The organism is Rhodococcus sp. NPDC056743 (assembly GCF_042790355.1).
GTDB lineage: Bacteria > Actinomycetota > Actinomycetes > Mycobacteriales > Mycobacteriaceae > Rhodococcus_F.
Genome location: NZ_JBHTZI010000011.1, coordinates 165,810 through 187,880 on the forward strand (window position 1 = coordinate 165,810; position 22,071 = coordinate 187,880).

Genomic DNA, 22,071 nt, shown 5'->3' on the forward strand with positions numbered 1-22,071 from the left:
CATGCGCGCAAGAACAAAGAAGATCGTGGCAGCGGTCAGTGTCCTGATGGTGGTGGCGCTGGTTGCCTACGTCTCGGTTCTGGTCGTGATCATCAAGAACATCAACGACGAGCCCGAAGGGCTCCCGCAGATCACCGCATACGCACACGGCCGCACCATCGAGACTCAGCCTGCCGGGTTCTGCACGATCGACCTCTCACAGTGCGCGCAGATCGGCGATGTGTACGAGCTGGACGTGCCGGAGGGGTACCCGTTGCAGTTGTCGTTGTCGAAGGAAGTCTCGGACGCCGAGTGGGCGATGCTGGCAGTCTACGAAGACGCCGACGGCAACCAGACCGGCGAACCTCGCTTCTTCGGCGCCGGCGAATCGATGGCAGTCACCGTCGAAGCCGAACCGCAGAAGCAACTCGTGGGAGTCGAGATCCACCTTGCTGTCGGTGAAGGCAGCGAGCAGGGGCTACTGATCTGGTCGATCAAGACAGCCTGACCACTGACAGAAAAAATGCCCTGCACGTCTCATCGGAGTGCAGGGCATTTTCTTTCTCGAATTGGTCAGCTGTCGAGCTCGCGTGCCACGGCGCGGACAACCTCGGAGATCCGCTGTGCGGTCTTCCGGTCGGGGTACTTGCCGTTGCGCAAGTCAGGCTGAACCTTGGCCTCGAGCAGCGTGATCATGTCTTCGACCATGCCGTGTAGTTCATCCGGTGTGTGCTTGCGTACAACCGGTTCACGTCGCTGCGCAGATGCGCCGCGCAGTGACGGGGCAGGCTCGAGCACCTTCAGGCTCAGTGCCTGCGGACCGCGTCGACCGGCAGCCATGCCGAATTCGACTTTCTGACCTGCTTTCAGGCCCTCGACACCTTCAGGAAGGGCAGACGCACGTACATAGACGTCCTCCCCTTCCTCCTGCGACAGAAAGCCGAAACCCTTTTCGACGTCGTACCACTTCACCTTGCCGGTAGGCACCGCGTTCACCCGCTCATCACTCGTCTGGGACGTGCGTCCCACTACTTTCGGAAGGCTCGCGTACGAGCCTCAATGGTCCTGCTCACATCACTCCGGACGAAGAAAATGCCTTCGGTCGAAGAATGCAAAAGAACGCGCCCCGAACTTGCTTGACGGGACGCGCAGTCGGTTCACAGTCTACCTGTGACGAACCGGTCTCGGCACACGCATTTGCTGGGCACTACCCTTGTAGCTGTGGACACTCAACCGAACCCGAGCACTTCCGACACCCGAAACGGCCTGTTTCGAGTCGCGATGGGGTTGTTTTTCATCGGACTCCTCGCGCTCGTCGCCATCTTCGCGATCAACATCTTCAGCGACACACCGCCCGGATTGGCGCTGTACCTGATCTCCCTGGCGTGTCCGGTCGGTTTTCTCCTGGCCATCGTCTACACCTTGAGGGCGGGTCGTCGCGCCCGCTGATCTCCCATCACCCCAACCGAAAGGTCACCGACCATGAGACTTCTCCTGAACGTAATCTGGCTGGTCTTCGGTGGATTCTGGTTGGCCTTGGGTTATTTCGCCGCAGGCATCATCTGCTGCATTCTGATCATCACGATCCCCTTCGGTATCGCCGCCTTCCGAATCGGCATCTATGCCCTCTGGCCGTTCGGTAAGACCGTCGTCGACAAGCCGACGGCCGGTGTCGGTTCGATGATCGGCAACGTCATCTGGGTGATCATCGCCGGTATCTGGCTGGCGATCGGGCACATTGTCACGGCAGTGGCGATGGCCATCACGATCATCGGCATCCCCTTGGCCGTCGCGAATCTGAAGATGATTCCGATCTCACTGATGCCTTTGGGCAAGGAGATCGTCGACGCCAACCGCGTGAACTACGCCTAGCTTCCAATCCCCCGCCGATAACGGTGTGACCTTCGTCACATTACGAGTGGATAACGGAATAGCCACAAGAGACCCTTCACTGCGGAATCCTTCACTACCTGGGAAGAGTCTCCTGCGCTTTGGCTGCCGGTTTGTATCCCATTCGGCGCGCCGCGTTATCAAATGGTGACATGAGCGGTGAGAGCCGTTACCGTGAATTCCGGCCGGGAAACTCCGGCCACCTCCGGCCCGCCGCGCCAAACCTTGTCCCGCGGGTACCGGAACTTCCCACTTTCGAGCATTCCAGGGACAAGGACGGGGGACCCACAGTCCTCTGTGAGAGCAGAAATGTTCTCCACCTGACACCGGTTCGACAAGCAACACAGTCGAACCTTGGGGTGAAGCCAGACCCTTTCCAGCCAGGAAAGGCGAGGCCGGGCAACCTCTCAGCCCGAACCCGACAGCTGACCTCGCAGGCGCGTGTGGAGAGGAATTCACGATCATGAGCGGACGCCATCGCAAGCCCACCACCGCAGGCCGCACTGTCGCCAAGGTCGCCGTCACCGGCGCCATCATGGGTGTAGCAGGACTCGCAGCCACCGGTACCGCCAGCGCTGCCCCCGATTCCGACTGGGATCGCCTCGCACAGTGCGAAGCGGGCGGCAACTGGGCCATCAACACCGGCAACGGCTACCAGGGCGGATTGCAGTTCTCCCCCAGCACCTGGAACGCACACGGCGGCGGCGAGTACGCAGCCACCGCGAACAACGCGACTCGCGAGCAGCAGATCGTCGTTGCCGAGCGCGTGCTGGCCAACCAGGGATGGGGCGCTTGGCCGTCCTGCTCCTCCAGCCTCGGCCTGAGCAGCGGCGCAACGCAGCGTTCCGCTCCGGCCACCACACCGGCCGCACCCGCCGCACCGGCGCAGCAGGTCGCTCAGACCGTCGCACACCCGGTCGCCGACGCCATCGATCAGGCCATCGCATTTGCCGAGGCCAACGGCATCGTCGTCGATCCCCAGATCCTCGCAGCAGCAGACACCGCGAAGTCCTTCCTCAAGTAGGACGCGAACTGCGCGTTCCGCTCGAACGCCCCCAGCTACGACGAAGGCCCGCACCGATTCGGTGCGGGCCTTCGTCGTAGCTGGTTTAGCGGTTGATGACGGTGTACGGGTGGATGTAAGGAAGTGACTCCACCGGTAACGGGAAGGTGGTGTCCTCGCCGAACGGTGAAAGTCCACCGGAGCGGGTCGATGACAATTCGGTCACTGCGTGATCTCCGTCTGCAGTTTCCGGCCATCCTGGATCTACATAGTGCTGCTTCGAATTGTTGGCCACGAAGCCATTTTGACAGGACTCCGTTACGCCGTACATACCAGGTCTCTAATCTGATACCTGATGACCGAAATACGTGGCACCCAGGCGGGCACTTCCGGCGCCGACAGTTTGACCGAATGGCTGTCGGCGCGCACTGACGCCGAGTTGACGGAACTGCTGCGTCTGCGGCCGGATCTGGCAGTGCCACCGCCGAGCACGATGGTGGTGCTCGGCGGACGCGCGCAGCAACGCGCGTCGGTCAGCAGAGCAGCCGACGAGCTGGACACACTGGACTTCGGACTTCTCGAACTCCTGGCGCTCGCCGGTGCCGAGGAAACCCCCATGACGCGCGCGGAGTTGAACGACGCGCTCGCTGCACGCGCCCTCACCGGCAAGGGCAAGGTCACCAAGAAGGCAGTCGACTCGTCGCTTGCGAAGATGCGGGCTTATGCGCTCATCTGGGGCACGGATCCGATCAGTATCGTCCCGGCTGCCATCGACACGATTCCGTGGCGACTGGGCCGCGCTCTCGAACCCGCCGAGTCCATGTCGGAAGCCGAGATCACCGCGGCGCTCAATTCGCTCGGTGAACGCGAACGTGGTCTGCTCGAGACCCTGGCCAACTCGAGCCCCATCGGCCGAACCCGCGACGCGGCTCCTGAAACGCCCGCAGATCGTCCTGTGCAGAAACTCCTGGCGGCTGGTCTACTCCGGTGGCTGGACGAGCAGACGGTGGAGTTGCCGGCGACGGTACGACAGGTCATTCGCGGCGAACCGGTCTTCGATCCGACAACACTGACCGCGCCGGTGATCACCGGCGACAAACTCAAACCTGCCGACGTGAATGCGGCAGCCGCGGGTGAAGCACTCGAGTTGGTTCGCCAGAGCGAAAACGTGATTGCCGTTCTGGGCGCCGCACCGGCCCCGGCACTGCGCGCCGGTGGACTCGGTGTGCGTGAACTGCGGCGGATCGCGAAGGCCGCGGATCTCGACGAGAGTCGGCTCAATCTTGTGGTCGAACTCCTCGCCGCCGCCGGGCTGATTGCCAGCGGCACCCCGGACCCCGCGCCTGCGTCCGACACTGCGGACGACTACTGGACTCCGACGATGACGGTCGACGGTTGGCTCAACTCGACGACGGCCCGGAAGTGGGAGGTCCTGGCGTCGGCGTGGATCGACGTCCCCCGAGTCCCTTGGATGATCGGGATGCGCGATCCGTCCGACAAGCCGATCGCTGCTCTGGCGGAGGAAGGGCGTGCGCCGTCTGCACCGCGAGACCGGGCGTCGATTCTCGGACTCTTGGCCGAACTCGACAGTGGACAGAGTGCCTCGCCCGCCGAGGTCAGCCGTCTGCTTGCGTGGCGTCATCCCCGACGGAGCGGGCGGCTTCGGACGTTTGCAGTCGAGAACACCCTGGCGGAGGCGTCGGCTCTCGGATTGGTCGCGCGGGGCGCGCTGAGTTCACCGGGCCGGGCGATGTTGCACGGCGGCGACGCCGAAGCCGAAATGGCGGCGGCGCTGCCGAAACCGATCGACTACATCCTGGTGCAGGCCGACTTGACGTTGGTCGCTCCCGGTCCGCTGGTACCGGACTTGCTCGAGCAGGTGACCTTGGTGGCCGATATCGAATCGGCCGGTGCGGCGTCCATGTACCGCATCAGTGAGAACAGCATCCGCCGGGCGCTCGACGCCGGATTGACTGCTACGGAACTGCAGACCATGTTCAGCTCGAAGTCCAAAACTCCGGTACCGCAATCACTGTCGTACCTCATCGACGATGTCGCCCGCAGGCACGGCCGGTTGCGGGCGGGTGTGGCGGCGTCGTTCATCCGATGCGAGGACGCCTCTCTCCTGGCCGAGGTTCTTGCCTCCCCCGTCGCGGAGCCCTTGGCTTTGCGTGCCCTCGCTCCCACGGTGGCCGTGTCCCAGGCCCCGCTGCGGGAAGTTCTGGCCGAACTTCGCGCGGCCGGCTTTGCGCCGGCGGGCGAGGATTCATCAGGAGCCCTCGTCGATCTGCGCCCGCGTGGTGCTCGAATCCCGAATCGTCGCTTGCGCCATGCGACTCGAACGCCGTCGAGTCCGTCGCCCGAACAACTCGACGCGTTGGTGCGAACGATGCGAGCGGGCGACCGTGCTGCGACACCCGGCCGAGGCGGGGTTCGCGCGGACGGATCGCGGGAGAGCAATGCCGCCGCCATCGCACTCCTGTCGTCTGCCGCCCGTGAGGGAAAGAGCGTCAACATCGGCTACGTCGATGCTCAGGGGGTGGCGACGCATCGCATCGTCGACCCCGTCAGCGTGGGCGGTGGACAGTTGGACGCATTCGATCCGGCGAGCGGCGCCGTGCGCAGGTTCACCCTGCATCGCATTACCTCCGTCAGCCCTGTCGACTCCGGAAAAAAGTGATCGGAAAAAGCAAACTGGCTTTTTTCTGTAAATGAAGTATGGTCGAGGTCAGTTTGTGATTGCCACTTCGAAAAATGAGGAGCGACAATGGCTGACAAGGCGCCGGGTAAGAATATGAAGAAACCCGCTCAGTCGATCAAGGAACGCCGCGCGGAAAAGCGCGAAAAAGCAGCGGATTCTTCGGAATTGATCCGCAAGAGAAAGCGGAGCTGACGGAAAATACTTTCGTATTTCTCGCGAGAAGTATTCATCATGCAGTCCGAGACCGACGTACTCGACTACCTTCACGAGACGTTTGACCAGTTCAGATCCAGTAGCCGAGGCACAGATCCCCGGTCCCGCGGATACGTTGCCGGGATGACACTGGCCACGGTCTACGTCCTCGACGAACACGCTCGTCGACCCGGAATTTTGTTATCGGGTCGTTCGTAGAAAAAGGACCCACCGTGAAAAGAACGATCCATGCGCTCGATCGCATACAAACCAGACTCGAATCCGAACTTGATTCAACTCCGGGGGACAGCGAAAAGAATATCGGTTATCGCTCCGGAATTTCAGAAGCGATAACCCACGTGATGGAAATGCGAAAGTCGGCAGTGGCGCAGAAATAAAAAGTTTCCATGTCTCCGAAATACGGGGGCCAGGAATAGCTGTCAACCGTGCCACGTTGACGTAGGGGTGCCCAGGTCTGGGCACCCCTGTTTGCGTTGTGTATCGGCCGTCACTTGGCGTATGCGCTCCGATAACAGGACAATGGCAGGGTTGGCGTCAGCCGACAACACGGTGCAACGCTCTGTGGCTGCCGCGTTTGTTTCACTAGGAGGATTCCGTGACCGACGGACCGTTGATCGTCCAATCCGACAAGACGCTGCTGTTGGAGGTCGACCACGAGCGCGCCGGCGAGGCCAGGCAGGCGATCGCCCCCTTCGCCGAGCTCGAACGGGCTCCGGAGCACGTCCACACCTATCGGATCACTCCCCTGGCCTTGTGGAATGCGCGCGCAGCCGGGCACGACGCCGAGCAGGTTGTCGACGCGTTGGTCTCGTTCTCGCGGTTCGCCGTGCCGCAGCCTCTCCTGGTCGACATCGTCGACACGATGGCCAGGTACGGACGCCTGCAGTTGGTCAAGAGCCCGGTACACGGCCTTATCCTGGTCAGCCTCGACCGCGCAGTGCTCACCGAGGTGATGCGGCACAAGAAGATCTCGCCGATGCTCGGCGAGAAGGTCGACGACGACACCGTGATCGTGCATCCGAGTGAGCGTGGCCGCCTCAAGCAGATGCTGCTCAAGATCGGCTGGCCGGCCGAGGATCTCGCCGGTTACGTGGACGGCGAGGCGCACCCCATCGACCTCGCCTTCGAGGAAGGCCACTGGGAACTTCGCGATTACCAGGCAATGGCGGCGGATTCGTTCTGGGCCGGTGGCTCGGGCGTCGTCGTGCTGCCGTGTGGCGCGGGCAAGACAATGGTGGGCGCGGCAGCGATGGCAAAGGCCAAGGCCACCACACTCATTCTGGTGACCAACACCGTTGCCGGTCGACAGTGGAAGCGAGAGCTGATCGCGCGCACGTCGTTGACCGAGGAAGAAATCGGCGAATACTCCGGCGAGCGCAAGGAGATTCGACCCGTCACGATCGCGACGTACCAGGTGATTACGCGTCGTACCAAGGGTGAATACAAGCACCTCGAACTGTTCGACTCCCGCGACTGGGGACTTGTGATCTACGACGAGGTACACCTGCTGCCCGCGCCGGTCTTCCGGATGACGGCAGACTTGCAGTCGCGCCGACGCCTCGGCCTCACCGCAACGCTGGTTCGTGAGGACGGCCGCGAAGGCGACGTCTTCTCGTTGATCGGCCCCAAGCGTTACGACGCTCCGTGGAAGGACATCGAAGCGCAGGGTTGGATCGCGCCGGCCGATTGTGTCGAGGTGCGAGTGACGATGACGGACGCCGAACGCATGTCGTACGCTGTCGCAGAACCGGAGGAGCGCTACAAACTGTGTTCGACGGCGCACACCAAAATTGCTGTCGTGAAGTCGATTCTGGCGAAGCACCCGGATTCCCCGACTCTGGTGATCGGTGCGTATCTCGATCAGCTCGACGAACTCGGCGAGGCCCTGAACGCCCCGGTGATCAAGGGATCCACCAAGAACAAGGAGCGCGAGATCCTGTTCGATCAGTTCCGCAACGGCGAGATCCAGACACTGGTGGTGAGCAAGGTCGCGAACTTCTCGATCGATCTTCCGGAGGCGTCTGTCGCCGTGCAGGTTTCGGGAACCTTCGGATCGAGGCAGGAAGAAGCTCAGCGACTCGGGCGACTGCTGCGACCCAAGCACGACGGTGGTCAGGCGCATTTCTACTCCGTGGTTTCCCGCGACACGCTTGATGCCGAGTACGCGGCACACCGTCAACGCTTCCTCGCGGAACAGGGGTATGCCTATCGAATCACCGATGCGGACGACCTGTTGGGCCCAGCCATCGGTTGAACACGTTTCTGTAACAAGTTTCACTAAATAGCTGGACGGACGTCCATATCGCGATAGCGTGCTCCCTGTCACACTTGTGCCTATCGGGGAGTCGCGCATGCTGCGCTCGGTTACACGTTCACGCGGTCGTCTCGGCGCTGCCGTTGCGCTACTGACAGCTTCGCTGCTGGCCGCAGTCGGGGTCGTTGCCACCACCGGCGTCAGTTCTGCGACTCCGGTAGCAGCCGGTACGACGGTCTTTCAGCTCGCGAACGGCTGCTACGCGCTACAGAGTGCCGGCGGCGCGTTCATCAGCCGCGACGGCAGCGGATACCGCAGCGCCGGCACCACCGTCGACGACGCCGAATCGTTCCGGCTCCATGCAGCACAACTCGGCCGGTTCATGTTCTACGGCACCGACGGATCGATGCTCGCCCATGACGACGCGAACGCCGTCATGGCCACGGCGACCGCAACCCCGTCGACGGACTGGACTGTGATGTCGAGCGGCGACGCATTCGTTCTCACGGCCACCACAAACGGTCGAGCGTTGGTCAGCCAGAATTCCACCCTGTCACTGGCCGACCCCGGCTCAGCACCGGAAGCCGCCTCCTTTGCCCTGATCCCCCGCACCGGATGCGCCGATTTCCCGGAAGCCGAGGTGAACGCAACGGGCGCGCCGACGGAGATCGGCCCCAGCGGCGAGGTCACCGGATTCATCGACACGCACGTGCACATGAACGCGTCCGAGTTCATGGGCGGAAATCTGCACTGCGGGAAGCCTTTTGATCCGCAAGGCGTCACCGCCGCGCTGGTCGACTGCCCGGACCATCAACCTGACGGTATGCCGGCGCTCCTCGAAAACGTTCTCTCCTTCGGCGATCCCTTCGCAACCCACAACACCACCGGGTGGCCTACTTTCCCCGATTGGCCGGCTCACGATTCCCTGACTCACGAGCAGACCTACTACACGTGGGTGGAACGTGCGTGGCGCGGCGGTTTGCGCATCTTCACCAACCTTCTTGTTGCCAATCGTGTTCTGTGCGAGCTGTATCCGAGCAAACGCAATCCGTGCAACGAAATGGAGACGATCCGGATCCAGGCCGAGCAGACTCGTGAGATCCAGGATTACGTCGACGCACAGTACGGGGGACCTGGCCGTGGCTGGTTCCGGATCGTCAGCTCCCCGGCCGAAGCCCGGCAGGTCGCGGCCGACGGAAAACTGGCCGTCACGCTCGGTATCGAGGTGTCGGAACCTTTCGGGTGCACTCTCCGAAACGGCGTCCCGCAGTGTACGACCGAAGACATCGACCGCGGTCTGGACGAACTCTACGATCTGGGTGTCCGGCAGATGATCGTGACCCACAAGTTCGACAATGCTCTGGGCGGAACGCGTTTCGACGGTGGCGTCACCGGGGTGGCCGTCAACATCGGCAATTACCTGGGCACTGGGGAGTTCTGGCAGTCCGAGCCGTGCACCGGCGTCGCCGAGGACAACGAGCTGCCCACCAAGATCGACGGCGCCCAGAATCTCCTCGCAGTACTCCCACCCGGTGTGACGCTTCCGGTGTACCCGGCCGGCTCGCAATGTAATTCACGTGGACTGAGCGCTCTCGGTGAACACACCATCCGCGGGTTGATGGATCGCGGCATGATCATCGACATCGACCACATGAGCGTCAAGACAGCGGAATCGACACTCGATATTCTCGAAGCCGCCCACTACTCCGGTGTTGTATCGAGCCACAGTTGGAGCGACCCCAGCCTCTACCGGCGGATCTACGCCCTCGGTGGTTTTGTCGCGCTGTACGCGGGCAAACTCGATTCTTCCGACGGCAGGCACGGCGAGACCGGATTCATCGACCAGTGGCGCGAAGCCCGGGAGATGCGAAGCGAAAACTACTACTTCGGATTCGGCTACGGCGCCGACACAAACGGGTTCGGCCCCCAGGCAGCTCCGCGCAGTGATGCCGACGTCAATCCCTTGCAGTACCCGTACACCGCCTTCGACGGCACAGTCATGGACAAGCAGCGCGCCGGTGATCGTGTCTTCGATGTCAATGTCGACGGCGTCGCGCAGTACGGATTGATCCCCGACTGGATTGCGGACATGCGTATTGCAGCAGGACCGGACGGCGATCAGATTATCGACGATATGAGCCGCGGCGCCGAGGCTTACCTGCAGATGTGGGAGCGCGCGCGGAAGTAGTTACCCTGGTGGAGTGGCTCCTGGAGTTTTCAGGAGCCCTCGACCGAGTACGCCCGCCCGCCACCTGCGAAGGAACACATCAGTGGCTGATTTCCAGTTCACCGTCGACAAGGCTCACGCAAAGTCCGTCAACGACACGTTGGCAGATGTTCGTCGTCTGCAGGTTTCTGCCGTGATCTTCGCCCTCATACTCGCCGGGCTCGCCGCGTGGCTCATCAGCATGGGCGCGGTGTGGTCCATCATCGTCGGCGCTGTCCTCGCCGTTGGTGCGATCAGCTCACTGGGCGTTGCCGTATGGGCCCCACGCAAGGTGGGAAGCATCGAAAAGTTGTACAGCGACAACCCGTTGGCACCCGCGATCGTCTCCGAGATTCACCCCCGCGCCGCGACACTGACCGCGCTGATCGACATCGCGAAGCCGTCCGCACAAGGACCCCGATACGCCCTGGTCAGCCGGAACGTCCGTCTCAACCCGCATTGGAAGGTCGGCGATCGTGTTCCGTCGGTGGCTCTGCGGTCGGACCGCTCCACACGAAGCAAGGACGCCGACTGGCAGATGGTCAATCCGATGCCCATCGAATGGGGCACCAAGGACGCCCGAGTCCTTGCCCGCGCCACGGCCGCGATCAGTGCGAGTGAGTGGAACTTCCTTCAGAGTCGCCTCGCTGATTCGAAGGAAGTTCGCACCCACCCGGAACGTCGCGTCATGATCGAGCCGGCTGACCTGCCCGACAACCTGCGCTAGCGCAACGCCGGCAACACCTCACGTTCGAACAGTTCGATGCCCGAGGTGTCGTACGCCGCTTCGGGGAAGTAGAAAATCCCGTATTCGAGTCCCTGCGCCTTGAGCGCGGACAGGTTCTCGATGATCTGTTCCGGTGTTCCGACGGCGGGCATACCGCGGAACGCGTCCAACGACGCTTCGGCAGCAGCTTCACCTACCAGCGGTGTCAGCCGGTCCTTCACTGCCCGAAGCCGCTCGGCCACTTCGGCTTCCGTCGATCCGATGGCAACGTTGTAGTTGGCCGAGCGAACGATGGCGTCGAAGTCGGTACCCACCGCGTCGCAGTGCTTCTTCAAGATTTCGGACTTGCGCCCGAATCCTTCGGGGGTTCCGTCGAAGTTGGTGTACTGCGCGTATTTTGCCGCGATCTTCAGGGTTACCTTCTCGCCGCCACCCGCGATCCACAACGGGATTCCCTTGTCCTGAAGTGGAAGTGGCCGACAGATCGCGCCGTCAACCTGGTAGTACTTGCCGTCCAGCGTCGCGCTGCCCTTCGACCACGACTGCCTCATGATCTGGATTCCTTCGTCGAGACGGCCGAGTCGCTCACCGGCAGAGGGGAAACCGTAACCGTAGGCGCGCCACTCCTGCTCGTACCAACCTGCACCGATGCCCATTTCGACGCGGCCACCACTGATCAGATCGGTGGTGGCCGCAATTTTTGCCAGGTATGCGGGGTTGCGGTAGCTGATGGCTGTACACATCTGACCTAACCGGATACTCGACGTCGATGCCGCAAGCGCCGACATGAGGGTCCACGCCTCGTGCGTTGCTTCCTCGGTCGGAGCGGGAACCGTATGAAAATGGTCGTACACCCACGCCGATTCCCATGGCCCCGCTTCAGCGCGCAATGTGAAGTCACGCATCACCTCCCACTGTTGTGCAGGGTCGATACCAACCAGGTCCAGGCGCCAGCCTTGAGGAACAAACAGTCCGAATCGCATGACGCGAGCCTACCCAGACCGTCCGCGATCCGCCTCCGCCACCACAGACGGCGAGTAGCGCGGAATATATCGGTGCATCACCGCCGCGCCGGCAAAGGACGTCGCCCCCAAGGCCGCAAAGGCCCACCCGAGGGGAACTGCGGCGGCAAGCACACCGATCGCAAGCGGTCCGCCGAACATCCCCGCATCATGGGTCAGGCGCCAGGCTGCGAGAAACTCGGCTCGCTCGGCGGGTGGAGCGATATCCGCGCCCAGAGTCATGATTACCCCGTTGCCCAGCCCGTTGCCGATACCCATGACAACGGCAACAGCGGTCAATCCCAGTGCTCCGGTCGACAACGGCAGCAACAGGTACGACACTCCGATCACGGTGAGCGACGGGACCGCCACCAGTCTTCGTCCGTAGCGGTCCATGATGTGCCCGGCCGGGTACGAAAACAATAGATCCACTGCCGCACCCACACCGAAGATCACGCTCACCTGAGCTGCGTCCAACCCGAGATGCAGAGCCCACAGTGGAAGTACCGCTTCCCTCGACGCCCGAGCTGCGCCCATCAGGAGAGATCCGATTCCGAGAGTCGACAACGGTGCACGATGCCGCCCCAGAATGTCGGTCAGCGTGACGAGTCGATGTTCCTCACGATTCTCGCCGCCGGTACGTGGTGGATCGGGAACGCGCGCCATCAGAGCTCCGGCGAGTACAACTCCGACCAACTGCACCAGAAATCCGCCGCGGGTGCCCATCATCACAATCACCCCGGCGCCGATCAGTGGTCCGAGAAAGAATCCCAATCGCCACATCGCCGCGAACGACGACATTGCCCGGGCCCTCAGGTGTAGCGGAACCGTCTCGGCGAGGTAGCTCTGTCGAGCCAGACCCCATACCGCATTTGCCAATCCGGTCAGCAAAGCTCCGATTCCCAGCACCCCGGGAGTTGTGGCGAACAGGCAGATCACCACTCCTGTTGCACCGAGCGCACTTCCGCCAATGATGGACCGACGTTCACCGAAGCGCGAGACGATTCGACCGGCCGGTAAATCACCGAGAACAGCGCCCAACCCGCCGAGTGCAACGATCAGTCCCGCAACGGTGATCGAGGCTCCGAGATCCCTAGCCGTCACAGCCATGATCGGTGCCGCCGCGCCCTGGCCGATCCCGAAAATCGCAGCCGGGACGAAAACCGTTGTGATCAAGGGCTTGAGCGCGCCCACTCCCGGCTGCGCTCGGGGAACAGTTTCCGTCACGCGCTCACTTCTGCCGCCACCACAGCCTGGGAGCGCTTACCGACCGATTCCGCGAGTCCGTAGTGGCCACGCAACGTGGATTCGGTGTACTCCGTACGGAAAAGCCCACGGGACTGCAGAATCGGCACAACCTGATCGACAAAAATCTCGAGCCCACCCGGCAGGTACGGCGGCATGATGTTGAAACCGTCGGCTGCCCCCTTGTCGAACCATTCGGTCAGCTCGTCGGCAACCTGCTCCGCTGTTCCGGCAAAGGTACGGTGTCCGCGTCCACCGCCCAGTTTTCCGATCAACTCACGGACGGTGAGCTTTTCGGTCTCTGCCAAGTCCTTGACCAGTTGGTATCGACTCTTGTTGCCCTGAATGTGATCGAGATCCGGCAATGGCGGCAGAGGTGCGTCGAGCGAGTGCTCCGTGAGGTCGACCCCCACCATGTTGGACAGTTGGCGCAGCGAGTACTCCGGCGAGATCAGATCGGTGAACGACTGCTCGAGAGCTTTGGCTTCAGCTTCCGTGTCGGCGATGAAGGGAACGATTCCCGGCAGCACCTTGAGGTCGTCCGGACTGCGCCCGTACCGGATCAAGCGGGATTTGAGGTCGGTATAGAAGTCTTGGCCCTGTTCGAGTGTTCGTTGCGCGGTGAACACCGCTTCGGCGTACTGCGCCGCAAAATCCTTACCGCTTTCGGAAGAACCCGCTTGCACCAAGAGTGGCCGTCCCTGCGGCGATCTCGGCGAATTGAGCGGTCCGGCCACCGAGAATCGCGCACCGTCATGGTCGATACGGTGTACGCGATCCTGGTCGGCAAACACGCCGGACTCCTCGTCCAGCACAATTGCGCCTTCCTCCCAGCTGTCCCAGAGATCAAGCGTCACATCGACAAATTCCTCCGCACGCGCGTAGCGATCACTGTGCGCCGGGACCGCATCCAGTCCGAAATTCGCTGCTTCATCAGCGCCGGCCGATGTGACGATGTTCCATCCACCGCGGCCACCACTGATGTGGTCGAGCGATGCGAACTTCCGGGCCAGAGTGTACGGATCGCCGTAACTGGTCGAGGCCGTGGCGATAAGGCCGACCTTGTCTGTCGCTGCTGCTATCGCCGACAGCAAGGTGACCGGTTCGAAGATCGCCTGGGTGTTGTGCTTGACGCGCGGGCCGACGGCCAAACCATCGGCGAAAAACACCGAGTCGAGCTTCCCTCGTTCGGCAATGCGGCCCAGATTCTGGAAATGCTTGACGTCCAACAGGTTAGCCGCATCAGTTCTCGGGTGGCGCCACGCTGCTTCGTGGTGGCCGACGCCCATGAGAAATGCGTTCAGATGAAACTGTCGTTCGGACATGATGAAAGAACTTTCCTTCCGGTGGGTGACGAGTATGAGGCGGCGAGACGCCGGCAATCAGTTGGCGGGCCGCCAGCGTGAAAGCCGGCGTTCGATCAGCACCAGCACACCGTTGAGGGTCAGGCCGAGCAAAGAGATCGCGACGATGCCCGCGTACATGTTCGGGATCTGGAAGTTCAACTGGGATGCCGTGATCAGGTACCCGAGACCAGCTTTGGCTCCGACCATCTCGGCTGCTATCAGCACGAGAATCGACGACGCGGCAGACATCCGAATTCCGGTGAAGATGGTCGGTACAGCAGCCGGGAGAACAACCTTCTGAAACAACCTGATCGGCGAGAATCCGAGTGATACAGCAGATTTGACGAGCAATGGCTCGACACTGCGCACTCCGGAAATCGTATTGAGCAAGATCGGGAAGGTGCAGGCATAGATCACCAGCGCAATCTTCGACTCTTCACCAATTCCCAGAATCAGCACGAATACGGGCAGCAGCGCCAAAGCCGCTGTGTTGCGGAACAGTTCGAGTATCGGATTGAGGAAGTCCGAGACAGGGCGGTACCACGCGATCGCGATACCCAACGGAACCGCGATCGCTACCGCCACGAAAAATCCGGTCAAGGCGCGGGTCAAGCTGGCCGTGACATGTTCTTGCAGTTGGCCATTGCCGGCCAGAGTGAAGAACGCCGACACCACTTCGCTGAACGGTGGGAGGAAAACCTTGTCCACCAGCCCCAACCGCGGTGCCAACTCCCACATTCCGAGAAAGACTGCGATGGCGATCGACGGCTTGGCGACGCGCCATGCCGTCGATCGCACGTAACGTGCTGCGGCGCCGGCCTGATTGGCCGACTTACGCGCGACAACTTCGATACGCTGCTCTGATTTCGGTTCCGCCGCGGTGACCAATTCCGGAGTTGCCAGCGCGCTAGACATTCGCGGTCTCCTTCGTCGGGTCAAGCTCGTCGGTCCGCGCACGTTCCACCTCACCGTGCAGCAATGTCCAAATCTGATGCCGGTAGTCGCGGAATTGCTCACCGGAGCGCACGTCGGCGGCAGATCGGTCGATGTCGATATCGACGATCGTCTTCACTCTGCCGGGCCGAGACGTCAGGACGGCGACGCGTTGTCCGAGATAGATGGCCTCGTCGATTCCGTGCGTGATGAACAGAATCGTCTTGCCCGTCGCTTTCCAGATCCGAAGCAGTTCTCCCTGCAGTGATTCCCTGGTCTGCGCGTCCAACGCCGCAAAGGGTTCGTCCATCAGCAACACTTCAGGGTCGAACGCAAGACTGCGAGCTATGGCCACCCGTTGCTTCATGCCGCCGGACAATTCGTGGGGGTACCGATCGGCGAAGCCTTCCAGACCGACAAGTTCGAGGTAATGATCGGCGAGTTCGCGTCGCGTGCTCTTCTTGACGCCCTTGGCCTCGAGCCCGAACTCGATGTTGTGACGGGCGGTACGCCACGGCAGCAGCGCATACTGCTGGAAGACAATTCCGCGATCGAGGCCTGGCCCGTTGATCTGCTTGCCATCCAGAAGGATTCGTCCCGCTGTGGGAGAACTGAGGCCGCCGAGTAGGTCGAGCAGGGTGGACTTGCCGCAGCCGCTGGGTCCGACGAGGACCAGAAACTCCCCCGCCGCCACGTCGATGTTGATGTCTTCGACCGCCGTGAATTTCTCGCTCGTCCCACGAATGTCGAATTCCTTGGTGACGTCCTCCAGCCGCAGTTTCGGTTGAATGCTCATTTTCCGACCTCCAATGCCTCTCCGTCAGCGCCACTTTCGGGTGTGTACGTTCCGTTGGCGTACGGGTTGAATGTGTTGGTGTAAATATCCGACGGAGTTAGTTTCCCTTCGTCCAGTTCTCCGTTGCGAGTCAACCAGTCGATCCAGGTGCTGATCTCGAGGTCCGCAATCACTCCACCGGGGCCGGCGACTCCCGGGCTCTTCCAGTAGCTGGCCAGCTTCGTGTCTTCGTTGCGTCCCCGAGAGTTGATGATCGAGGTAAATTTGGCGATTACCTCATCGCGCGGATGAGTCTGTGTCCAACGAATTGCGCGTGCTGTTCCCTGGACGAAATCCGCTACGGCCTCCTCGTTCTGCGCGATGAACTCGTCCCGAAACACGTTCGTGCCGTAGGTGAACGATCCGAACAGCGATTCGTCGGTGAAGAGTTCGCGCAGGCCGCCGCGCTCGAGGGCAGAATCTCGAAACACCGATCCGAGTGATCCGACGTCGATCTGCCCTTGGCGTAGTGCCTGTTCCGTGTTTACCGGCGGAACGACGACGAGTTCAACCTGTTTGATCTCGTCCGGTGTAAGACCCTCCCGCGCAAGCCATTCCCGCACGACGAACTCACTGTGCGCCCCGAGCGTGTTCATTCCGACCTTCCTGCCGATCAGGTCCTTGGCGGACGTGATCGGGCTTCCGTCCAGCACGTAGTAGCCGTTGAAGGTCTGCTTGTCCGAACCGTAGTAGCCGATGACCGAGGTGATCGGGGACCCTGCGGCGGCCAACTTCACGATGGCGCCGTTGAAAGCTCCGCCGAAATCCGTCTGGCCGGTGGCCGTGTTCTGGATACTCTGGGGGCCGCTGGTGCTGTCACCGATCCAGTCGAGTTCCACGTCGTTGAAGTAGCCGAGGTCGGCGGCAAGTTCGGGGAACAGCACCTGACCTGCGCTCCCTTCGTAGCGGAGGACGGTCTTACCGTCGGCGGTCTTGACCACTTCGTCGGAGGAACCGGAGCAGGCGACGGCCAGTCCGGCCAGCGAGACAATGGTGAGAGCCGCGGCGACAGAGCGCGCAAAACGGGGGCGAATCATGAATTTGCTTCCTGTAGAAGATGATTGGTACCGTGATCGGCTACACCGCCCGGAGAATGCTCGACGGGCGAGTGTCACGCAGCGCCGCACGTGTTGTGCGAGGCAGGTGTGAGTGCTTGTCGGTCAGCGACAACAGCGACAGGACGAGAACACGCGGGACTCCAAACGTGGAAGGCAGTACCGTAGTAGGCAGTCCCGACACCATACGTCGACACCCCCTACCTGGGTCAACGGTTTCATTCACGCCGGGTTTAATGTCTGAACACCACCGAGACGGGGCACGTGCACCGCTGCTGAGTCAGCTCGGCCGGCACGCCGCGAAGCGTCGTTCCCAATCCTCGAGGTGCGAGCGCGACACCGAAGTGCCGAATGACAATCGTTGCAGCACATCGGATCCGAGGTGATGCAACTCGGTGTGCGCCGCCCACCTCTGTGTTGCCCAGTCCGGTTCGTTGTGCGCTGCATCGATTCCTGCCATCGTGGCTCCGCGTAGTTCGAACTCCAGATCGCGGCACAGTTCCGCACTCGGCCCGCGCTGTGCCGACCGAATGTCGTTGAGCAGCACACCGAGCAGATGCGCCGCACGCCCGTCGACCCACTCCAGTGTTCGGCGATGCGCTTGGCGACCCACCGTCCACAGCACGATCAGTGCGACAACAACACCGACTGCTGTTTCGAGCATTCGGCTCAGGACCAGGTGCGCCACGGTGCCGTGCGCGCCGCCTGCAGCGCCCAGAAGAATCGCCATCGGTGTGATGAAGATGACCGCGACGCCATAGTTGCGCACTAGAAACAGTTCGATCCCCAACTGCAGCACGGCAAGTACGGCCACCATGGCAAGGCCGGTCGGACCCCACAGATACACCACGCCGAGTACCAGCAATCCGAGAACGGTCCCGCCGATCCGGTGAATACCCCGATAGGTTCCCAGAATTCGATCCGGTCCCTGGTGAAGAACCATCGCTGCGGCAATCACCGCCCAGTCCGGTCGGTCGATTCCGAGAAGTACCGTCAGGCTTCCCGCTGCGGTGCAGGCCAGAAGCAATCGGATTGCAGTGATCGTTGCTCGACTGGACGGGTTACACGCCCGCAGAAATCTGTACCGAATCGTCGGATTCGGCAATGGCGGATACACACCGATCTCGTCGACGTCGAATGCCGCGTCCGACATCAACTCCGGATCGTGATCGTCGGAAAGGGCTCGCGCCATCCGCATCTGCGCGCGTTGCAACTCACGGGTGAGCGGATGCTCGGTGCCGACAATCTTTCCGCGGTACAGGCATTGCCAGGCGTCCTGCAGTCTCAGCGCGGCAGCGTGACGGTTTGCTTGATCTGTCACTGCTACGTATTCGTCGACAGCCGACACTGCCGCCGCAACAGCAGCTTGTTCCACCGCTCTCGGCGCCCACAGGATCCCCGTCATGGATACGAGTAGTGCGCTCGCGCCGCCTATTGCCGTCCACACAGCAATCTCTGCCGGTGGTTGTCCCGGAGTGGCGATGACCGAACTGATCTCGGTGGTCAGCAACAGGAAGAACGCTCCCGGTGGCCCCAATCGCAACGCGTCCACCGTGAACGCACAGGTCGACACCACCACCGCCATGACCAGAATGACGAGGATCAGGAGAGTCTCGGGCGCTCCCTCGGAAATCGCTCGGTGGATCGGTTCTCCCACCGATGCTCCGATGAACGAGAGAACCGTCAAGGCCAGCGCGGCAATGCCGACGGCTTTCCACCGACTCCGGTACGGCCGGCCCTCGCCGTAGATCGAAGCGAAGGCACCCAGGCCGACCAGAAGTGACGCGGAACCGTATCCGAGGAGCGTGGCGACGGTCGCCGGAATCGCCAGGGCGAGTGCCACCCGCACGGCTCCGGGGAATCGGTTTCCCACGGGCGGTAATCCGAACAACACACTCCGGGCGGGCCGTGGAGCTGGTACAACGGCAGACTCCCCTGGTGATGCGTTTTCGGGGTTCACTACCCATCCTTCGAGCCGAATTACGTGTGAGACGTCATTGAGCGTAGATCAGCGTCTCTGTCGCCTTGACAACGAAGGTCACCATCGAGCCTGGAACGAGATCCAGCTCTGCCGCCGCCGCAGTCGTGATGTCGGCCGACAGTCCCGGCTGTCCCTCGTTGTCCTCGGCTCGCACCCGAACCGTCGAGCCTCGATTCTCGATCTCGGCGACGGTGACCTCGAAAGTGTTGCGCGGGCTCCCGTGCGGCGGTTGGAGATAGACAGACACTGCACTGGGTTCGAACATCGCGACCGCCGGGCTACCCACTGGCACAGTCACTTCGGCAAGGCCGGCTATGGCGGTGCCACCGGGAGTTCGGATCGAATCAACGTCGAACATGGTGCCACTGCGCAGATTCATTCCGGCAATCCTGGCGGCAAACGTACTGCGAGGACGCGTCAGCACCGTACGGACATCTCCGCGTTCGACAACACGTCCACCGTCCATCACCACGACGGTATCCGCGAGGGCCAAGGCGTCAAGCGCGTCGTGAGTCACCAGAACGGCGGTGCGGTTACCGGTTCGCAGCACTCGTCGCAGCAAGGATCGCAGGGCCGGGGCCGACGATACGTCGAGCGCCGACATCGGTTCGTCGAGGAGAAGTAATTCAGGTTCGGCTGCCAGTGCACGTGCGACGGCGACGCGTTGTGCCTGTCCCCCGGACAGTTGCGACGGTTTCCGATCCGCCAACTCGCCGGCGTCGACGGCACCGAGCCAGTGACGGGCCGACTCCGCGGATTCACGCCGGGATCGCCCGGCACTGCGCGGTGCGAACGCGACGTTGTCCGCAGCGCTCAGGTGGGGAAAGAGCAGCGCATCCTGGGCGAGCAAGACCGTCCCGCGTTTGTGCGGAGACAAGAAGACTCCGGCATCGGTATCGGTCAGCACCCGTGAATTGAGTTCGATCCGCGCGCGGTGCGGATGATGCAGTCCCGCAACAGCAGCCAGCACTGTCGATTTTCCGGCGCCGTTCGGCCCGAGTATTGCCGTCACCTCACCGGCTGCAACGTCGAACGACGCGATCACGTCCCGTTCGGGGATTTCGACATCCACGTGCAAGCCGCTCACAATGATCCCGCCGATCCACGTCCACGGACGGCAACAACGATGACCACGGCAACAACGATCAAAACCAGTGAAAGGGCCACGGCAGCATCCGGATCGCTCTCACGTTGCAGGTAGATCTCCAACGGTAGGGTGCGCGTGACTCCTTGCAGACTGCCGGCAAACGTCAGTGTCGCACCGAACTCCCCCAACGCGCGCGCAAAGGCAAGTACCGCTCCCGAGACCAGACCGGGAAGCACCAGGGGAAGTGTGACGCGTCGTAGCACTGTGGTCGGCCTGGCTCCGAGCGTTGATGCCACCGCCTCGTACCGAGTGCCTGCCGTTCGCAGCGCACCTTCGAGACTGACCACCAGAAACGGCAATGCGACAAACGTTTGTGCCAGAACAACTGCGGTCGTGGAGAAGGCGATCTGAATTCCGAGCACCTCCAACTGTTCCCCGATCAGTCCTTTACGGCCGAATGTGTAGAGCAGCGCGATTCCGCCCACCACCGGAGGCAGAACGAGCGGCAGCAGAATCAGGGACCGCAGTACCGATAATCCACGGAAGCTGCTGCGCGCCAGCACCACAGCCATCGGTACACCGAAGAGTATGCAGAGCATGGTGCTCATCGCCGCGGTCTTCAGGCTGAGCTTCAAAGCCGCAACCGACGACTCCGACGTCACGAGTTGCCAGAACTGCGACCACTGCACTGTCTGAAGCATCGCCAGCAGTGGAACTATCACGAAGGCCCCGCCGATTACGGCAGGGAGATAAATCCATACCGGCAGCCCGAGCGGAGCGCGGACTGCCGGTCTGATTCGAATCACGGAGCGGCAAATCCTGCAGTTGTCAGAACAGCCAGACCCTTCGGCCCGCTCACGAGATCGACGAATTTGGTGGCGACCGCAGAGTTCTTCGAATCCTTCAGTGCTGCAATCTGGTACAGGTTGACGACCGCTGTAGCTTCGGGGAAGGCAACGGTCTCAACCTTGTCACCCGCGGACTTCGCGTCGGTGACGTACACGATGCCGGCATCTGCCTGACCGGAAGTGACCTTGTTCAGCACGTCGGTCACCGACGATTCCTCACTGACCGGCGTCAAAGTTTGACCGGTGGATTCTTCCACCTTCTTCGTCGCCGCCCCGCACGGAACCTGGGGGGCACAGATCACCAATTGTGTTCCCTCCTTGTTCACATCGGCGAACGAGGTGATTCCCTTCGGGTTTCCTGGCGGCACCACGATCGTGAGGGTATTGCTCGCGAAGTCGGAGGGCGTACCTGCTACCACTCCCGCATCGGTCGCCTTCTTCATGTTTGCCGCATCTGCCGACGCGAACACGTCCGCGGGAGCGCCCTGGATAATCTGCGCAACCAGATCTGACGAACCGGCAAAACTGAAAGTTACTGTAGTTCCGGGGTTCTCGGTTTCGAACTCCTTGCCGAGTTCGGTGAAGGTGTTCTTCAGCGAGGCCGCCGCAAAGACTGTGATGTCACCGGTCACGCTTGCCGAGGTGCTCGCAGGCGCCGTAGATGTTGACGACGTCGAGGATGACGAACTGTCCGAGCTACTGCATCCGCTTGCCAAGGCAAGCGAGAGAAATCCTGCGGCAACAATTCCGAGAGCTTTCTTCACTGT

The 22,071-nt window shown here is 62.0% G+C and carries 21 protein-coding genes and 1 riboswitch; of the genes, 9 read left to right on the top strand and 12 right to left on the bottom strand.

Translation table 11 applies throughout. The annotated features are described in order from the left end of the window. Position 1: 1 nt before the first annotated feature. Positions 2-487, top strand: coding sequence for a DUF2771 domain-containing protein (locus tag ACFRFQ_RS25105; protein ID WP_378663759.1), 486 nt, complete (start codon positions 2-4; stop codon positions 485-487). Positions 488-552: 65 nt separating this feature from the next. Here the strand turns inward: ACFRFQ_RS25105 and ACFRFQ_RS25110 are convergent, their stop codons facing one another. Further along, entirely contained in the window at positions 553-966 is a 414-nt protein-coding gene (locus ACFRFQ_RS25110; protein ID WP_165826321.1) for a cold-shock protein, read from the bottom strand. Between the two features lie 234 nt (positions 967-1,200). Here ACFRFQ_RS25110 and ACFRFQ_RS25115 point away from each other — a divergent pair, with 234 nt between their 5' ends. From ACFRFQ_RS25115 to ACFRFQ_RS25125, 3 genes are all read left to right on the top strand, one after another. After that, complete coding sequence (locus tag ACFRFQ_RS25115; RefSeq protein WP_138872205.1) at positions 1,201-1,428, top strand: hypothetical protein; 228 nt, start codon at positions 1,201-1,203, stop codon at positions 1,426-1,428. Between the two features lie 33 nt (positions 1,429-1,461). Beyond that, positions 1,462-1,851, top strand: a complete 390-nt coding sequence (locus tag ACFRFQ_RS25120) for a YccF domain-containing protein (protein ID WP_033234088.1) — start codon at positions 1,462-1,464, stop codon at positions 1,849-1,851. A 255-nt stretch (positions 1,852-2,106) separates the two neighbouring features. Then, positions 2,107-2,325, top strand: a riboswitch (cyclic di-AMP (ydaO/yuaA leader). A gap of 7 nt (positions 2,326-2,332) precedes the next feature. Further along, the gene (locus tag ACFRFQ_RS25125; protein WP_138872203.1) at positions 2,333-2,893 is read left to right on the top strand and encodes a transglycosylase family protein; all 561 of its coding nucleotides are present in this window, start codon (positions 2,333-2,335) and stop codon (positions 2,891-2,893) included. A gap of 85 nt (positions 2,894-2,978) precedes the next feature. Here ACFRFQ_RS25125 and ACFRFQ_RS25130 read toward each other — a convergent pair whose 3' ends face one another. After that, positions 2,979-3,167, bottom strand: coding sequence for a hypothetical protein (locus tag ACFRFQ_RS25130; protein ID WP_033234086.1), 189 nt, complete (start codon positions 3,165-3,167; stop codon positions 2,979-2,981). A 60-nt stretch (positions 3,168-3,227) separates the two neighbouring features. Between ACFRFQ_RS25130 and ACFRFQ_RS25135 the strand changes: the two genes are divergently transcribed. The 5 genes from ACFRFQ_RS25135 (at position 3,228) to ACFRFQ_RS25155 (ending at position 10,973) form a co-directional block, all read left to right on the top strand. After that, positions 3,228-5,552, top strand: coding sequence for a helicase-associated domain-containing protein (locus ACFRFQ_RS25135; RefSeq protein WP_378663765.1), 2,325 nt, complete (start codon positions 3,228-3,230; stop codon positions 5,550-5,552). Between the two features lie 87 nt (positions 5,553-5,639). Beyond that, on the top strand, positions 5,640-5,765 hold the full coding sequence (locus tag ACFRFQ_RS25140; protein ID WP_254922770.1) for a hypothetical protein: 126 nt from the start codon (positions 5,640-5,642) through the stop codon (positions 5,763-5,765). A 616-nt stretch (positions 5,766-6,381) separates the two neighbouring features. After that, the gene (locus ACFRFQ_RS25145; protein ID WP_378663769.1) at positions 6,382-8,040 is read left to right on the top strand and encodes a DNA repair helicase XPB; all 1,659 of its coding nucleotides are present in this window, start codon (positions 6,382-6,384) and stop codon (positions 8,038-8,040) included. 100 nt (positions 8,041-8,140) lie between these two features. Further along, a complete protein-coding gene (locus tag ACFRFQ_RS25150) occupies positions 8,141-10,228 on the top strand; it encodes a peptidase (protein WP_378664173.1) in 2,088 nt (695 codons plus the stop codon). Between the two features lie 82 nt (positions 10,229-10,310). Next, the gene (locus tag ACFRFQ_RS25155; RefSeq protein WP_378663771.1) at positions 10,311-10,973 is read left to right on the top strand and encodes a DUF3239 domain-containing protein; all 663 of its coding nucleotides are present in this window, start codon (positions 10,311-10,313) and stop codon (positions 10,971-10,973) included. Here ACFRFQ_RS25155 and ACFRFQ_RS25160 read toward each other — a convergent pair. The 10 genes from ACFRFQ_RS25160 to modA all read right to left on the bottom strand — a co-directional run bounded on the left by ACFRFQ_RS25160 (position 10,970) and on the right by modA (position 22,068). Further along, positions 10,970-11,956: an LLM class F420-dependent oxidoreductase gene (locus tag ACFRFQ_RS25160; RefSeq protein ID WP_378663774.1), complete on the bottom strand. Its 987-nt coding sequence runs from the start codon at positions 11,954-11,956 to the stop codon at positions 10,970-10,972. The two genes, ACFRFQ_RS25155 and ACFRFQ_RS25160, sit on opposite strands and share 4 nt — an antisense overlap. A gap of 9 nt (positions 11,957-11,965) precedes the next feature. Continuing rightward, the gene (locus ACFRFQ_RS25165) at positions 11,966-13,201 is read right to left on the bottom strand and encodes an MFS transporter (RefSeq protein ID WP_378663777.1); all 1,236 of its coding nucleotides are present in this window, start codon (positions 13,199-13,201) and stop codon (positions 11,966-11,968) included. Beyond that, complete coding sequence (locus tag ACFRFQ_RS25170; protein ID WP_378663780.1) at positions 13,198-14,544, bottom strand: LLM class flavin-dependent oxidoreductase; 1,347 nt, start codon at positions 14,542-14,544, stop codon at positions 13,198-13,200. Before ACFRFQ_RS25170 ends, ACFRFQ_RS25165 begins: the two co-directional genes overlap by 4 nt. A 57-nt stretch (positions 14,545-14,601) precedes the next feature. Beyond that, positions 14,602-15,480: an ABC transporter permease gene (locus ACFRFQ_RS25175; RefSeq protein WP_378663783.1), complete on the bottom strand. Its 879-nt coding sequence runs from the start codon at positions 15,478-15,480 to the stop codon at positions 14,602-14,604. Beyond that, positions 15,473-16,294 (bottom strand): ABC transporter ATP-binding protein, encoded by an 822-nt coding sequence (locus tag ACFRFQ_RS25180; protein WP_378663785.1) that lies wholly within the window; start codon positions 16,292-16,294, stop codon positions 15,473-15,475. Before ACFRFQ_RS25180 ends, ACFRFQ_RS25175 begins: the two co-directional genes overlap by 8 nt. Beyond that, positions 16,291-17,370 (bottom strand): ABC transporter substrate-binding protein, encoded by a 1,080-nt coding sequence (locus ACFRFQ_RS25185; RefSeq protein ID WP_378663788.1) that lies wholly within the window; start codon positions 17,368-17,370, stop codon positions 16,291-16,293. Before ACFRFQ_RS25185 ends, ACFRFQ_RS25180 begins: the two co-directional genes overlap by 4 nt. A gap of 298 nt (positions 17,371-17,668) precedes the next feature. Beyond that, positions 17,669-19,261: an FUSC family protein gene (locus tag ACFRFQ_RS25190; protein ID WP_378663791.1), complete on the bottom strand. Its 1,593-nt coding sequence runs from the start codon at positions 19,259-19,261 to the stop codon at positions 17,669-17,671. A gap of 121 nt (positions 19,262-19,382) precedes the next feature. Further along, positions 19,383-20,456 (bottom strand): sulfate/molybdate ABC transporter ATP-binding protein, encoded by a 1,074-nt coding sequence (locus ACFRFQ_RS25195; protein WP_378663794.1) that lies wholly within the window; start codon positions 20,454-20,456, stop codon positions 19,383-19,385. Next, on the bottom strand, positions 20,453-21,262 hold the full coding sequence (locus tag ACFRFQ_RS25200) for an ABC transporter permease (protein WP_378663797.1): 810 nt from the start codon (positions 21,260-21,262) through the stop codon (positions 20,453-20,455). Before ACFRFQ_RS25200 ends, ACFRFQ_RS25195 begins: the two co-directional genes overlap by 4 nt. Next, positions 21,259-22,068, bottom strand: coding sequence for a molybdate ABC transporter substrate-binding protein (gene modA, locus ACFRFQ_RS25205; RefSeq protein WP_378663800.1), 810 nt, complete (start codon positions 22,066-22,068; stop codon positions 21,259-21,261). Before modA ends, ACFRFQ_RS25200 begins: the two co-directional genes overlap by 4 nt. Positions 22,069-22,071 lie beyond the last annotated feature (3 nt).